Raw genomic sequence first — 15,450 nt, 5'->3', positions numbered from 1 at the left:
CTGGCGATACGACCAGCGCTGGTCCAGAGTGGCCTAAGGAAGGCTTGGGTCCGCCAGAAACGGTTGGGCAGGCAAGACGAGACAAACGCAACCGGCGTGCCACCGACAAGGCTCAGTGGCCGCGCCGGAACAGGGGAATGGGGAACTCATAATGCTGGACTACATCCTGCGCCGGATCATCACCATGGTTCCGACGCTGCTGGTAATCAGCTTCCTGATTTTCCTGATCATCGAGCTGCCGGCCGGTGACTATATCTCCAATCAGATCGCGGCTCTGCGTTCGTCTGGCGAGGCATCAGCTGTCGCAAAGCTGGAGTTTCTCCGGGCCGAATTCGCACTCGATCGTCCATTCCTGGAACGGTATCTGATCTGGGTCGGCCTATGGTCCGGCCCGCATGGGTTCGACGGGCTGTTGCAGGGCAATTGGGGGTGGTCGTTTGAGTTCAACAAGCCGGTCGAAGAAGTGATCGGCCCGACATTGCCGATGACGATCATCCTGAATTTCACGACGATCCTCTTCGTCTACATCGTGTCTTTTCCGATTGGCATCTATTCGGCTACCCGCCAGTACTCCTGGGGGGATTACGGCTTTACCTTCCTCGGTTACATCGGGCTGGCAACGCCGAATTTTTTGCTTGGGCTGATCCTGCTGTATCTGTTCAACCGCTGGTTCGGCCTGTCCATCGGCGGTCTGATGGCATCGGAATACATCGACCAACCGTGGAGTATGGGCAAGGCCCTCTCGGTTCTCGCACATCTGGTCGTGCCGACGATCGTCATCGGGACGGCGGGCACGGCGGCAATGATCCGCCGCCTGCGGGCCAACCTCCTGGACGAGCTTCACCGGCAATATGTCACCACCGGCCGGGCCAAGGGCCTGAAGGAGCGCAAGCTGCTGGTCAAATACCCGCTGCGGATGGCCTTGAACCCGTTCATTTCTGACATCGGCAACCTGATCCCCTCGCTGGTTTCCGGTTCGGTCATTGTCTCTGTCGTGCTCAATTTGCCGACGGTCGGGCCGGTGCTTCTGTCAGCTTTGCAGAGCCAGGATCAGTTCCTGGCCGGCTTTGTCCTGCTGTTTGTGGCTGGTCTCACCCTCGTCGGCATGCTGGTTTCCGACCTGCTGCTAGCCGTTCTTGACCCACGCATCCGCCTCGGCGGACGAGCGGCAAGCTGAGGTGAGGGGCAATCATGACTGACGCGCGCGACACCACCCACTATGTCAATCCGGCCCCATTCAATCCGATTGAGGACGAGGTGCTGACGCCCGAACAGGAGCGCTACTATCAAGCCAGCCAATGGCAGATCATGTGGTGGAAGTTCAAGACCCACAAGCTGGCTTTGTGGTCCGGCGTCGTGCTGATCCTGTTCTACCTTTGTGTGCCGTTTGCCGAGGTGATTGCGCCCTATACGCCCAACACCCGCGATTCCGAATATCTCTACGCGCCGCCCCAAGCCCTTCATTTCTTCCATGATGGCCAGTTTGTCGGGCCCTTCGTCTATGGCCAGACGTCGGAAGTCGATCTGACCAACATGAAATGGGTGTTCACGGACGATCCGAACCAGGTTCAGCCCTTGCGCTTTTTCTGCTTCGGTACGGAGTACAAGTTCTGGGGGCTGTTTGATGCGAACTTCCATCTGGTTTGCCCGGCAGAAGGCGGCACCATGTTCCTGCTCGGGACGGACCGACTGGGCCGTGATCAACTCTCTGGTCTGATTTATGGCGCCCGCCTGTCGCTCACCATCGGCCTGGTCGGTGTAACGATCTCCATTGTCCTCGGGCTGTTTTTCGGTGGCATTGCCGGTTATTTCGGCGGTGTTGCCGACAGCCTGATCCAGCGTCTCATTGAGATCATGCGCTCGCTGCCCGAGTTGCCGTTGTGGATGGCGCTTTCGGCCGCTTTGCCTGTCAATTGGTCGCCGGTCTGGATTTATCTCGGCCTGACGATCATTCTCGGGCTGCTTGACTGGCCTGGCCTGGCCCGCGCGGTGCGCTCAAAGCTGTTGTCCCTGCGCGAGGAAGAATACGCACGTGCGGCCGTGCTGATGGGCGCCAAACCGCAGCGGGTCATCACCCGTCATCTGCTGCCAGGCTTCACCAGCCACATCATTGCCAGCGCCACCCTTTCCATTCCCTCCATGATCCTGGGGGAAACCGCCCTGTCGTTCTTGAACCTCGGCCTGCGGCGCCCATCTGTGTCCTGGGGCGTATTGCTCAATGAAGCACAGAATATCTCCGTAGTGACGGTCTATCCCTGGCTGATGGCACCGGTCATTCCGATCATCATCGTGGTTCTGGCCTTCAATTTTCTCGGCGATGGTTTGCGCGACGCGGCTGATCCCTATAAGTGAGTTTTACTGCACTTGGCTCAGGGCCTCAGGCACCATGGACTTGGCCTGAGCGTGACCAGGCCCAGAGTTTCGATACTTAAGATACCAAGGAATAAAGCATGTCGAAGAACGCCAGTACCGCCGATGGATGGGATGAGGAATATGAAGCCGGACGCTGGGCCTTCCTGCGCTCCCTTCCCGAGAGCGGTCGCTATGGCATCATCGGTATGTGGTTGGCGCTGACAGAGAGCCTCGACGAGGTGCTCGACATCGGTTGCGGCGAAGGTCTTCTGTACGAGCGACTGGCGCCGATGGGCGTGAAGAAATACGTCGGCATGGATTTGGCGCCTGCTGCGCTTGAGATCGCCAATGTTGACCCGAAGATCGCGTCTCTGCGCGCCGGTGACATGCATGCCTTTGAGCCGCAGGACGGTGAGAGCTTTTCGGCGGTTGTCTTCAATGAAGTTCTACATTTCGCAGAAGACCCGGCCGCAGTCGTCGCGCGCTATGTGCCGTTCCTGAAGAAAGACGGAGTCATTGCACTGTCGATGTATTCTCCCAAGCGGCCGGAAAGCGGCGCTAACAAGCTGATCGCCAAGCTGTGGGAAGCCACCGACGACACCAGCCAATGGGAAGTCCTCGACGACTATCGCCTCGTTTCCGACAAGAAAGGCGTCACCTGGCGCCTGCGTCTGGTCAAGCCCGTGGTCTGAGGCGCACTGGCTGTCATCCGCCTCTGCGGTCGCTTTTACTCGCCGATCCCTCCCTCCGTCATCCCATGGCTCGACCATGGGATCCATGCCGCTCCCTCTCGCAATTGCACGGCTTTGGCTTTGGGCTGATGTCACGGCATGGATTGCCGGATCAAGTCCGGCGATGACCGTGGGAGGGGCGGGGCGGGATAAAGTTCGGCGAAAAAGCTGCTGATTGCGCCTCACGAAGCTGCATGACTTGCGTCCCTTGAAGTGTCCTATCCTGATCTTTCGGAGTGCATTTCATGAACGACCTTCAGACAAACTCCTTCAACTTCAATCGACCTGCCATTTTACGCCCCGGCGTGTTTGGTCCGACCTTCGGAGGGATGCTGACAATGATGCTTGTCGGCCTTGCCGTGTTCCTGTTCGGGCTGTCGTTGGCGGTGTCATCTCAGGTCAATGCGCAGTTGGCATTCTCGCCGGATTGCCGGGCACATCAGCTGATCAACGTCGCGCCACCGAACAACGCGATCCTGCTGTCCAAGCATCCGGTCCCGCATCGAAATGGTGAAGCGAGTGTCTATGACATAGACGCCGATGAGACCTATCGTATTGTCGATGGTCAGAATTCATGTGTCATCGCGGCGCCGGATCCCGGTGACAGCTACTGCTTTATTGCCCGCAACGATCCGACGATCTTGCAGGTCGGCGCAGGAGCCATCGTCAATCCGCCGGTGTGCGCCAATCCCTGACCCTGCTTGCAGCTAGCTGAAAAGTCCGGGCAAGGGCTTGGTTGCCACTCTCTGTATTCCACACTGACGTCATCCCGGTCCCGGATCTGCGGCTTACGGCTACACCCGGGATGACGTTGGCGGGGGATGGCGGAAAATGCATGCCCCAGCCGTTCCACTTCAGCCCTCCCCACTTGCGTCATGCCATGGCTCGACCATGGCATCCATGCCTTTCCTATCCGGACGGCAAAGCTTCGGCGTGAGGCCGCGTCACGGCATGGATTGCCGGATCAAGTCCGGCAATGACGGCGGGGAGAGAGATCCCGGTTCATAACCGGGATAGCGGAGGTCTGTTTAGATTTGCTTGCCCCGCTGCTGTAACTGGAGGGGGATTCCCCCACCTTCTTCTCCGTCATGCCATGGCTGGACCATGGCATCGATGCCGTTACCTCGCTGTCTCGAGAGGTGGGCGCGTGTGGCGCCGAAGCGGCATGGATCCTCGGGTCGAGCCCGAGGATGACGGAAGAAGGGGTGATGGAGAAGAAAGTGCTGCGCAGGGCGATTACTTGTCCCCCGTGGCTCCTGTTCGCCGTGCCGTCAGCCTCCCCACTTGCGTCATCCCATGGCTCGACCATGGGATCCATGCCGTTGCCTCGCTGTCTCGAGAGGTGGGCGCGTGTGATGCCGAATCGGCATGGTCCCTCGGATCAAGCCCGAGGGTGACGGAAGAGAGAGGAGTGTGATTGGCTCTATCTCAAAAGAGAAAACCCGGGCGGCGGGGGCCGTCCGGGTCGGGAATTCAAGCGGCTCAGTAGTTTATTTGCTGGCCAGCTTGTAGGCGATCACATAGTCGCCGGGCTTTGTGCCGACGGATCCGTGCCCACCTGCGACCATGACGACATATTGCGCACCGTCTTGCTCGTACGACATCGGCGTTGCCTGGCCTCCGGCTGGCAGACGTGCCTTCCACAGAACGTCGCCGGTGGTCAGGTCATAGGCGCGCAGATAGTTGTCGACCGCAGCCCCCATGAAAGCGACGCCACCGCCGGTGATCATCGGTCCGCCGATGCCTGGGACGCCCAGTTTGATCGGCACTGGCAGTGGAGCGAGATCTTCGACCGTCCCGTTCTTGTGCTGCCACATGGTTTCGCCTGTGGTCAGATCGACGCCGGCAACATAGCCCCAGGGCGGTTCCTGGCAGGGAATGCCCAGTGGAGAGTAAAGCGGCCCCATGTCGACGCCGTAGTCTGCGCCATCATTTCGGTTCAGACCAACTTCGCTGGCAGTCGCCTTGGCATCCTTCGCCGGAATTTTGTCAGCAGGGACGAGGCGCGAGGTGAACGCCAGATAGACCGGCATCGCGAACATCACCTGACGCTTCGGATCAACGGCGACCGAGCCCCAGTTGAACGTGCCGAAATTGCCGGGATAGACGATCGAACCCTGCAGGGACGGTGGTGTGTAGCGGCCAGCGTACTTGTAGGAATGGAACTTGATCCGGCAAGCCAGCTGGTCGAACAGGGTGGCGCCCCACATATCGGCGCCGGTCAAAGGTTCGGGCTTGAAGGAAATGCCGGACGTGGGCTGTGTCGGAGCCGCTGTATCTTCCGGAATAGTTTCGGTGGAGCCGACTTTCTCCTCGGTGATCGGAATGATCGGTTCACCGGTTTCCCGGTTCAGCACGTAGATGTCGCCCTGTTTGGTGGCTTGCACGACGGCCGGGATGGTAGTGCCATCACGTTGCAGATCGAGCAGCACCGGCTGTGCTGGCACATCCATGTCCCACAGGTCGTGGTGAACGAACTGCTTAACCCATCGGACCTGACCGGTGTTGATGTCCAGTGCCGTCAGTGAGGACGAGTAGGTTTCGACGGCTTCCGAGCGGTTCATGCCCAGCTGATCCGGCGGCTGATTTCCCATCGGAATGTAGACAAGACCGAGGTTCTCGTCGGCGGAGAACACCGACCAGCTGTTGGGCGAGTTGGTGGTGTAGGTTTCGCCCTCTGCCAGTGGTTCCGTCTGGGTCGGTTTGGCCGAATCCCAATTCCATAGCAGCTCGCCCGTCTGGGCATCGAAGCCACGGATCACGCCGGAGGGTTCATACAGGGAATAATTGTCGTTGACCGCACCGCCGATGATGATCTTGCCGTCGATGGCCATGGGCGGGGAGGTGGAGTAGTAGTAGCCGGCGGGATTGTACTCCATGTGCTGCTCTAGATGCAGCGTGCCGTTTTCGGCGAAGCTCTCGCACACGGTCCCATCGTCGGCGTTCAGGGCGATCAATCGGGCATCAGAGGTTGGCAGATAGACGCGGGAGTGACAGCGCTCGCCAGCGGCAATCGATGGGTCTTCCCAATAGGTGACCCCGCGGCACGTTTGGTGCTGACGATCCGTGTTGAAGCCGACGTTCGGGTCGTACTTCCATTTTTGCTCGCCGCTTGTCGCATCCAGGGCAATGGCCCAGTTGTGGGGCGTACACAAATAGATCGTATCGTCGATTTTCAGCGGCGTCACCTGATAGGTGGTTTCCTTGGTGTCACCTTCCTGCTTCACGTCGCCGGTCTGGTATTGCCAGGCAACTTCAAGCGATGAGACGTTTTCAGGGGTGATCTGATCCAGTGGGGAGTAGCGTTGGCCGTATTGCGAACGGCCATACTGATGCCAGTCGCCAGCCGGCATGTCGTTGCCGAGGTCCGGGCTGGCCTGCGCAACATCTGTCGGCAATTGGCCCGGCAGATCATGCGGGTCGTTGACCATAGCAAAGACCGCTACACCGACGGCAATCGCAACGGGCACTGCAACAGGCCAGGCTGGTGCCGAGGTATGCTCGGGATCGTCGTCGAGAGAGCGTCGGACCCAGGGCGTCAAGAGCCAGAGCCCGCTCAGAATGATGATGCCGCCGCGTGGAGCCAGTGCCCACCAGTCGAAACCGGATTCCCATACAGCCCAGCCCAAGGCTGCCAGAGTGAAGAGGCCGAAGAGCTCAAGGCTTGCTGGGCGTCGGAAAAGAACAAGACCGGCGGTCGCCAGATAGGCAACGCCAGCCAAAAGATAAAACAGGCTGCCGCCGAGCGCGACGAGCCATATACCACCACCGGCTAGAAAAATACCGATCGCAGCGAACAGCACAGCTGTCAAAATACGTGCCATGACCTTCTCCGAATAGAGACGTGAAGGAACCGCCCGAGCGGGCGGTGATGCAGGTAGGGAACCGCGTCAAATCCATGGGCTGGGTAAGACGAATGTCGGCATTGGGGGCTGCCGGCGTCTTCTGGGAGGGAATGGCTTTTGGCTATCAGAAGAGGTCTGCCCCATATCCCTACAGGCAAAACTCCTCAGTGTTGAATGAGTTCCACGGCTCTTCACTTTTTTGAGACGGAATTGACGTCAGATAGCCTCAATCGAAGTACTTGAGGGCCAACTCCAGCCGCTGGATGTGGGTGTCCTTGATCTGGATAGAGGTTGTGATTTCCGCCAGTTTCTGCGGTGTGTCGGTCATCCCGAACCGCTTGCGCTCCAGCTCGGCAAGGTCGTCACGCGTCTGGCTGATTTCCTCCAGAATTTTCACTCGTTCCTCATCGTCGCGAGAATTGGTCTCGTAGGTTTGCCACGCGCCCCCCCTTGAGATCTTGATGCACGTCGGCCGATTTCGCCGGAGAAAAAACCACGGTTACAGCCGTGATAATCAGGGTCGACAGGGCGAGGCGGGGAAGCTTGGGGACGATGGGCATCATGCGCTCCGGGATAGGGATAGATGGCACCTTTTTACTTACACCGGATCGTGTGCATCAATCCTGTCGAGGCTGTATTCATTTGTCGCAAAATGTCGCCGTCGCAAACTGGTGATCCCTCACTTTACCGTCAGATCCTTGTAGAAGACCGTCGTCGCGTCCAGCGTGCCTGCCGGCGATACGGCGTAATTCGGGATGACGCCAACGCGAACGAACCCGCAGGTGGGATAAAGCCGCTCGGCACGGTCCCCGGTGACCGTATCAAGCACCAGGAGGGTTCGGCCCAGTGTGACAGCCAGACGTTCCGCCTCCTGCAAGAGTTTGCGGGCAAGGCCGAGGCGGCGCGCCTCTGGATGGACAAGCAGCTTGGAGATCTCAGCCCGGTGCCGAGCGTTGGGTTGAGGCGCAAGTTCGAGAGAAACCGTCCCGGCGATGGCGCCCGTGTGCCGTGCGATCAGCGTGTGGCGGCTTCCCTCCATAAGGCCCGCAAGGCGCCCCCGCCAGAATGTTTCCGCCAGACTTTGCGAAAACGGCAGGACGAAGCCGACACCCGAGCCCTCGGAAACACAGGCCTCCAGAATAACGCCGAGCTGCGCAACGGCCCTTTCAGCCTCCGCTGGCGTCAGAAGTTCGATGGGAGATGTTGCTAAAAAATCGGAAGACGTCATGGAAGGATCACCGTCAAAATGTAGCGGGCCTCGTGGGGGCCTGGAGCGTGATAGGAGTTGGGGTAATCGAGCCGGAAGCGCAGGCAGTCTCCGGCGGAGAGCCAATGGGTATCGCGATCCAGCGTCACCTCCAATGCGCCTTCCAGCAGCACCACATGATGCTCCAGACCGCTAAGGGGTGGGGCAGCGTAGGCAATGGTCTTGCCCGCAGGCAGAAGCCCTTCAATCATGCTGCCGCGAAAGCCCGGCAATGTGGGCGAAAGACTGCGGCGGACGAACCCGGTTTCCGGATCTTCCCAGACCGTCTGCTGAGCAACGGGCATATGCAAGGAGGCGGAGGTGTCTGCCTCGGTGAAAAAGGCTTGCATCGGCAGGCCATAGGCCTTGGCCAGCTTGCCGAGCACCTGCGCCGTCGGGCTGACCTCTCCACGTTCGATCCGCGACAGGGTCGCCCGGCTGACGGCGGACTCCTCGGTGAGCTGCTCAAGCGTCCACTGCCGCGTCTGGCGCAGCTCGGTCAATCGGCGGGCAAGCCGGATACTGTCAGATGCCATTTCGAATCCGGGATTAAATCTCATATTTGAGACTTAATCCCGGATGTGTGTGCTGGCAAGCCAGAACTCAGGCGCGTGAGAAAACCGCGCTGGTATTGACGCCGCCAAAGCCGAAGCCGTTCGACAGAATATGGGTCACGTCGCGAGCAAGGGCCTGGCCGGGGACGAACTCGAAGTCGGGCAGGGCCGGATCAGGTGTCTGAAGATTACGCGAGGGGGGCAGCATGCCACTCAGCAGTGCCTGAACACAGCAGATCGCCTCGACAGCGCCGGCCGCACCGAGCAGGTGGCCGAACATGCTTTTGGATGATGAAACCGCAAGGTCCTTGCCACGCCCACTGAAAATCGAGTTCAGAGCGGCGATTTCGGCTGCATCCCCGACCGGTGTAGAAGTGGAGTGTGCATTCACATAACCGATGTCCGTGTTTTGCAGACCGGCGGAGGCCAGCGCGCCCTGCATGGCGCGAATGCCGCCATCTCCATCTGGCGACCCGGCCGTCACGTGATAGGCATCGGCGGCGGTGCCATAACCGGAGACCACGGCAAGCGGCGTGGCGCCGCGTGCCAGCGCGTGTTTCTCGGATTCCAGCACCAGCACACCAGCTCCTTCACCCATGACGAAGCCATCGCGCCTTTGATCGAATGGTCGCGAAGCTCCGGCTGGATCGTCATTGCGCGTCGACATGGCTTTTGCGGCAGAAAAACCGGCAAAGCTGACGGGATCGATGCAGGCTTCCGCCCCTCCCGCCACCATCAGATCAGCCTCGTCACAGCGGATTAGACGGGCTGCGTCGCCGATGGCTTGAAGACTGGCGGCACAGGCAGTGACCGGTGCGCCAATCGGGCCCTTGAGGCCATGGCGAATGGAGACCTGTCCGCTGGCAAGGTTGGCCAGAAAGGACGGTACAAGAAACGGCGATACACGCCGCGGGCCCTTTTCCGCCACAAGCTCTGCCGCTGCCGTCATTGCCGGAAAACCGCCGACGCCAGTTGCGATCATCGTGCCGCTGCGGGTTTTCTCAAACTCGGTTTTGGGCGTGAACCCGGATTGTCTCAGTGCCTCGTCAGCAGCTGCGATGGCAAAGTGGATGAAGCGATCCATACGGCGCTGATCGCGAGGTGCCAGAACCTGATCCACATCGAACCCGCCAATGGGATCTTCGGCGATGGACGGGACTTCTCCGGCGATGCGGCAGGCATAGCCCTCGGTATCAAACCGTGTGACGGCCCGAATGCCGTTGGCACCAGTGCAGATGCGCTGCCAGAAGGTTTCGACGCCGCACCCCAGAGGGGACACGACGCCAAGGCCGGTGATGACGACTTTCCGCATGTTTTCACCTTTCGTGTATATACACATTTTAACTCAACAAGATTCGATGGAGTCGATCAATCAGAGACGTGCCAATCTCTGATGAGAAAATGATTCAAAGTTTTGAGAGGGCTTGCAGCGCCTTGATCGTGTCCAGAAAGGAGTCCTCGCCCATTTTTTCCTTCAGGTCTGCCTGAGCCTCCTCCCAAAGGGGCAGGGCTTCCTCCAGAAGGGTCGCGCCTTTTGGCGTCAGGCGATGGGACTTGCCAATGCCTTTCTTCAGAGGCTGGCTCTTGAGCAGCTCCATGCGCTCAAGCACCGCCAGATTGCGCACCAGCGTCGTGCGCTCCAGCAGCGCGGTCGCCGCCAGGTCCGATGTTGTCTTGCCCGGGTTGTTACGCACCAGAATGAGCACCGTGAATTGAGCCCCGGTCAGGCCCAGGTGATGAATGAAGGCATTATACCGACGGCTGATCGCTCGCGCCGCATTGCGGACGTTCTTCAACATGCAAAGGGAGAAATCGTGCTGCTCTGGCATACGGTCTCGAACTCAGGCTGGGGAAGGCTCGTGTGTATCTGCACGCAAGTAGGTAGCCTGTGTAGATGCACGGGTCAAGAGTTGCCAAACCATGTCCCGCTGGGCAGGGCCTGAGAAGCCTCCGACCAACGGCAGGTCCATCCGGGACGCCGCGAGGCGCGGGCGTCGCTTCACACCGCTTGCCTTCATCCCGGACTTGATCCGGGATCCATGCCGTTCCCTTTCTCCATTCGCTGGCGCCCGTGCCTGCCGTGACCTCACGGCATGGATCCTCGGGTCGAGCCCGAGGATGACGGAGGGGAGATGACGGCAAGGAGCAAGATCTAGGTGAGACGTTTACCCATCCTGCGCTTCCTCCAGTTGCCTTTCCTGTGTGCTTTGCTAGGGTCCGACAACCTGCCGCGCAAAGGGGCTGGAAAAAGATTGAATACATCCGTATACAGATCCGCGAACCGCGTGGCGCAAGCTGGAATTCAGCGCGCCTGCAATCGCACGGATCTCTCAGTAGCTTTGAGGACATCAGACCGACATGGCCGATACCAACCGTCCTGACATCATTTACACCAAGGTCGACGAAGCTCCGGAACTGGCGAGCGCCTCGTTCCTGCCGATCATCAAGGCCTTCGCCGCGCCTGCCGGCATCACCTTCGGCACCAAGGATATCTCTCTAGCGGGCCGTATCCTGGCCGTCATGCCGGATTACCTGAGCGCCGATCAGAAGCAGTCGGACGATCTGGCTGAACTGGGCGAACTGGTCAAGCAGCCCGACGCCAACGTGATCAAGCTGCCGAACATCTCGGCCTCCCAGCCGCAGCTGAATGCGGCCATCAAGGAGCTGCAGGACCAGGGTTACAAGATCCCTGATTATCCTTATGAGCCGACGACTGACGAAGACAAGAAGGTCAAGGCAGCCTATGACAGCGTCAAGGGCTCCGCGGTGAACCCGGTGCTGCGTGAAGGCAACTCCGATCGCCGCGCTCCGAAGGCCGTCAAGGAATACGCCAAGAAGAACCCCCATTCCATGGGCGAATGGGTTGCCTCCTCCAAGACCCACGTGTCGACCATGGGCAAGGACGACTTTGCCTCCAACGAGAAGTCTGTGACTGTAGCTGCAGGCTCTGCCGGCGCGGCCAAGATCGAATTCGTCGGCAAAGACGGCGCGTCCAAGGTTCTCAAGGACGGCTGGCCGCTGGAAGCCGGCGATGTCATTGATGGCACCTTCATGAGTGTCAAGGCTCTCGACGTTTTCCTCGCAAAGGAAATTGCCGATGCCAAGGCCCAGGGCGTCCTGTTCTCGGTTCACCTGAAAGCGACGATGATGAAGGTCTCCGACCCGATCATTTTCGGTCACGTGGTCAAGACATTCCTCAAGGACCTGTTTGCCAAGCATGAGGCAACTTTCGCGGAACTGGGCGTCAATCCGGACTTCGGTCTTGGCGATCTGGAAGCCAAGATTGCCACGCTGCCGGCCGACAAGGCTGCCGAAATTCAGGCCGATCTGAAGGCTGCCCTGGACAACGGCCCGGCGATGTACATGGTGAACTCCGACAAGGGTCTCACCAACCTGCATGTGTCTTCCGACGTCATCATCGATGCGTCCATGCCGGCTCTGATCCGTGCAGGCGGCAAGGGCTGGGGCCCGGATGGCAAGGCAGCCGATACCAAGTGCGTCATCCCGGACAGCTCTTATGCCGGCGTTTATGATGCGGTTATCGAGTTCTGCAAGAAGAACGGCGCACTCGACCCGTCCAAGATGGGCACTGTGCCGAACGTTGGCCTGATGGCTCAGAAGGCTGAGGAATACGGTTCGCATCCGCAGACCTTCAAGGCACCCGCCGACGGTACGATCCGTATTGTTGATGCGGCCGGCGCAGTGCTGATCGAGCATGAAGTTGAAGGTGGCGATATCTGGCGCGCTTGCCGCACCAAGGATGCTCCCATCCGCGATTGGGTCAAGCTTGGCGTCACACGGGCACGTCTTTCCGGCCTGCCCGGCATCTTCTGGCTGGATGAAGCCCGTGCCCACGACGCGGAGCTGATCAAGAAGGTCAACGCTTATCTGCCGGATCATGACACCAAGGGTCTCGATCTGAAGATCATGGCACCGACAGAAGCCGCTCGCTACACCACGGAGCGCATCGCCAAGGGCGAAGACACGATCTCCATCACCGGCAACGTGCTGCGCGACTATCTCACGGATCTCTATCCGATCCTCGAAGTCGGAACATCTGCCAAGATGCTCTCGATCGTTCCGCTGATGAACGGCGGTGGTCTGTTTGAAACCGGCGCCGGTGGCTCTGCTCCGAAGCACGTTCAGCAGCTGGTGGAAGAAAACTACCTGCGTTGGGATTCACTGGGTGAGTTCTGTGCCCTTGGTGCATCGCTCGAACATCTGGCCCAGACCAAGGACAACCCGAAGGCAGCGGTTCTGGCTGACGCTCTCGACAAGGCGACTGAAAAGCTGCTGGACGAGAACAAGGGCCCGCAGCGCAAGGTTGGTCAGCTCGACAACCGCGGCAGCCACTTCTACATCGCCCTCTTCTGGGCTGAAGAACTGGCCGCACAGGACAAGGATGCCGATTTGAAGGCGCATTTCGCTCCGATTGCGAAAAAGCTGCGCGCCGACGAAGACAAGATCGTGTCTGAGCTGAACAGCGTTCAGGGCAAGGCCAACGATCTCGGCGGCTACTACCATGCGCCGCAGTCCAAGGTCTCCGATGCCATGCGCCCAAGCGCAACGCTCAACAGCCTGATTGGTTAAGGCGTTCAGACCTTCGATGACTTAAGAAAAGGGCGGTTCGCAGGAACCGCCCTTTTCGTATTTTAAAGCAGTGATGCTTCGAAACTCTCCTCCGTCATGCGCGGGGCAATCTGGAGAACGACGATGGAAAGGCGTATTTCCCAAGGAAAGGTGAGAGCGTGGCGCTTCACTTTGACCTGCAGGCTGCTGATGCTATTGCTCGACTTGCCCTTGGTCCTCGCTGCGTCCTCTCTGTGCGTGTTCGCCTTACGAATGCCTGTTTGTGAAGACTGAGTAATCCATGGATTTCAAGTCGCTCAGGAGATCCGGGCCACTGGGTGTCCAGCCCAGGCGCTCGCGGGTGAGGGCACTGGAGGCTGCCATGTCGGCGCCCGCCATCATGGCGAACCAGCCGAACTCCGCTTGAGCCTCTTCCCGTGCAATGGATTTGGTCGTAATGCCCAGCCCTTGAGCAACGGTTTCGACAATCGCACGCATCGAGACGCCTTCCTCTGCGACCGCATTGTAGCGCGCCCCCGCCAACCCCTTGTCCAGGGCGAGAACATAAAGTTTTGCAACATCCGTGACATGACCTGCCGACCAGGCATTGGATCCATCTCCAATGAAGGGCGCGGCCGCTTTTTCGCGGATGATGTCGATATAATAGGACACCAATCCCTGACGATAGAGGTCGTGGACCTGCGGCAGGCGCATGATGCGCATGTCGAGTCCCTGCTCCAGAAGGCTGTTTGCTGCTAGCTCGCTCGCGATGCGCGGATGGGCTTGGGCGGTGTTGAAGACATCTTCGATGGCGGGGCCGCCATTGTCTGGTTGACCGAAACCGACGGCCGAGGTGATGAGGAATGGCCGCTTGCTGCCCTTCAAAGCAGCGCCAATGGTTTCAATGACCTTCCGGTCCTTTTCACAATTGGCAGCATAGTTTGAAAAGTCATGATCGAAGGCCGTGTGAATGACTGCATCGGCATTCTCGACGCCGGCAATCAGCCCCGCAGGGAATTCCAGTGTGCCGCGGTAGGCGTCAGCACCCATCGAGGCGAGCGCTTCGGCTCCGGCATCCGAGCGTGTCAGGCCAAGGACTTCGTGGTCGGCCTTCAGCAGTTCGGGAATGATTTTGGAACCGATGAATCCGGTGGCTCCGGTGAGAAAAACACGCATGAGAAACGCTCCAGTTTTGGTGTTCCTCCTATCTTGTGCTATTCATCATCCTGTTAAAGTAGTGATCTTATCCTATTATAATAATAACCAGGATACCTTATGCAATCGGACAAGACCTCCACTCTTGGTGCTTTTCTGAGAGACCGGCGTGCGCGGCTGGACCCGATGACCTTCGGCTTTGGCGGAGGTCGTCGACGCACTCCCGGTTTACGTCGGGAGGAAGTGGCTCAGCGCTCCAATATCAGCCCGACCTGGTACACTTGGCTTGAACAGGGACGTGGCGGCGCACCTTCAGCCGATGTGCTGGAGCGTATCGCATCCGGCCTGATGTTGACCGAACCCGAGCGAGTGCATCTCTTCATGCTGGGGTTGGGACGGCCGCCAGAGCCGCATTACAAACCGCAGGAAGGCGTGACGCCGCGCCTGCAGCGCGTGCTTGATGCGCTGTCTCCCAGTCCGGCAATCCTGCGGACTGCCGTTTGGGATGTTGTTGCTTGGAACGATGCAGCTGCCGTCCTGCTGACTGACTATGCGCTTCTGCCGCCGGAAGAACGGAATGTCTTGCGTCTTATGTTCAGTGCGCAGCGTGCCAGAAAACGGCCGGATGATTGGCAACAGGTCGCGCGTTATCTGGTCGGTGCGTTTCGAGCCGATGTCGCTCGCGCGGGCGCAGGTGCAGCGAAAGAAGCGCAGCGCGTTATCGATGAGCTGTCTGCAGCAAGTTCGGATTTCGCCTGCTTCTGGCAGGAGACCGATGTTTCAAGTTACACTGAAGGCAGCAAGCGGGTGCACCATCCAGATGTCGGTGTGGTGGAGCTGGAGTTTTCTTCCTTTGCCGTCGATGGTCGCCCGGATCTTGGCATGTTGGTGTTCAATCCCACCTCGGCGGAGGCGGCGCAGCGGATCGCCGCCCTGATGCAGCGTGGGTCGGCGACGCCGGCAACCTGTGTGGATCAGTAATGCACTTGCCTTTTCCT

Annotated in this window: 13 protein-coding genes; 6 read left to right on the top strand and 7 right to left on the bottom strand. The window is 59.3% G+C overall.

Annotated elements, in window-relative coordinates:
• Positions 1 to 151 precede the first annotated feature (151 nt).
• From J0X15_RS08005 to J0X15_RS07990, 4 genes are all read left to right on the top strand, one after another.
• Positions 152 to 1,177, top strand: a complete 1,026-nt coding sequence (locus J0X15_RS08005; RefSeq protein ID WP_206939557.1) for an ABC transporter permease — start codon at positions 152 to 154, stop codon at positions 1,175 to 1,177.
• Between the two features lie 14 nt (positions 1,178 to 1,191).
• Positions 1,192 to 2,352, top strand: coding sequence for an ABC transporter permease (locus J0X15_RS08000; RefSeq protein WP_206939555.1), 1,161 nt, complete (start codon positions 1,192 to 1,194; stop codon positions 2,350 to 2,352).
• Between the two features lie 98 nt (positions 2,353 to 2,450).
• The gene (locus J0X15_RS07995; protein WP_206939553.1) at positions 2,451 to 3,044 is read left to right on the top strand and encodes a class I SAM-dependent methyltransferase; all 594 of its coding nucleotides are present in this window, start codon (positions 2,451 to 2,453) and stop codon (positions 3,042 to 3,044) included.
• A gap of 284 nt (positions 3,045 to 3,328) precedes the next feature.
• On the top strand, positions 3,329 to 3,778 hold the full coding sequence (locus tag J0X15_RS07990; protein ID WP_206939551.1) for a hypothetical protein: 450 nt from the start codon (positions 3,329 to 3,331) through the stop codon (positions 3,776 to 3,778).
• Positions 3,779 to 4,573: 795 nt separating this feature from the next.
• Here J0X15_RS07990 and J0X15_RS07985 read toward each other — a convergent pair.
• The 6 genes from J0X15_RS07985 to J0X15_RS07960 form a co-directional block, all read right to left on the bottom strand.
• Entirely contained in the window at positions 4,574 to 6,907 is a 2,334-nt protein-coding gene (locus J0X15_RS07985; RefSeq protein ID WP_206939550.1) for a glucose/quinate/shikimate family membrane-bound PQQ-dependent dehydrogenase, read from the bottom strand.
• A 247-nt stretch (positions 6,908 to 7,154) separates the two neighbouring features.
• Entirely contained in the window at positions 7,155 to 7,325 is a 171-nt protein-coding gene (locus J0X15_RS07980) for a hypothetical protein (protein ID WP_206939549.1), read from the bottom strand.
• Between the two features lie 282 nt (positions 7,326 to 7,607).
• Entirely contained in the window at positions 7,608 to 8,156 is a 549-nt protein-coding gene (locus J0X15_RS07975; protein WP_206939548.1) for a GNAT family N-acetyltransferase, read from the bottom strand.
• Positions 8,153 to 8,710, bottom strand: a complete 558-nt coding sequence (locus J0X15_RS07970) for a helix-turn-helix domain-containing protein (RefSeq protein ID WP_206939547.1) — start codon at positions 8,708 to 8,710, stop codon at positions 8,153 to 8,155. The genes J0X15_RS07975 and J0X15_RS07970 overlap by 4 nt, the downstream gene beginning before the upstream one ends.
• Positions 8,711 to 8,777: 67 nt before the next feature.
• The gene (fabF, locus tag J0X15_RS07965) at positions 8,778 to 10,040 is read right to left on the bottom strand and encodes a beta-ketoacyl-ACP synthase II (protein ID WP_206939546.1); all 1,263 of its coding nucleotides are present in this window, start codon (positions 10,038 to 10,040) and stop codon (positions 8,778 to 8,780) included.
• A gap of 94 nt (positions 10,041 to 10,134) precedes the next feature.
• Complete coding sequence (locus tag J0X15_RS07960) at positions 10,135 to 10,527, bottom strand: MarR family winged helix-turn-helix transcriptional regulator (RefSeq protein ID WP_209015177.1); 393 nt, start codon at positions 10,525 to 10,527, stop codon at positions 10,135 to 10,137.
• Between the two features lie 559 nt (positions 10,528 to 11,086).
• On the opposite strand from J0X15_RS07960, the gene J0X15_RS07955 reads away from it, so the two are divergent.
• Entirely contained in the window at positions 11,087 to 13,318 is a 2,232-nt protein-coding gene (locus J0X15_RS07955; RefSeq protein ID WP_206939544.1) for an NADP-dependent isocitrate dehydrogenase, read from the top strand.
• 246 nt (positions 13,319 to 13,564) lie between these two features.
• On the opposite strand, the gene J0X15_RS07950 is transcribed toward J0X15_RS07955, so the two are convergent.
• Positions 13,565 to 14,473 (bottom strand): SDR family oxidoreductase, encoded by a 909-nt coding sequence (locus J0X15_RS07950; protein ID WP_206939543.1) that lies wholly within the window; start codon positions 14,471 to 14,473, stop codon positions 13,565 to 13,567.
• 99 nt (positions 14,474 to 14,572) lie between these two features.
• Here J0X15_RS07950 and J0X15_RS07945 point away from each other — a divergent pair, with 99 nt between their 5' ends.
• Positions 14,573 to 15,433 carry a helix-turn-helix transcriptional regulator gene (locus J0X15_RS07945; RefSeq protein ID WP_206939542.1) on the top strand — a complete coding sequence of 287 codons (861 nt, stop codon included), beginning with the start codon at positions 14,573 to 14,575 and terminating at the stop codon, positions 15,431 to 15,433.
• The last annotated feature ends 17 nt before the right edge of the window (positions 15,434 to 15,450 follow it).

Source organism: Roseibium limicola (genome assembly GCF_017313085.1).
Taxonomy (GTDB): Bacteria; Pseudomonadota; Alphaproteobacteria; order Rhizobiales; family Stappiaceae; genus Roseibium; species Roseibium limicola.
The sequence above is the reverse complement of the archived record's forward strand: the minus strand, read 5'-3'. Positions and strand labels throughout refer to the sequence as shown.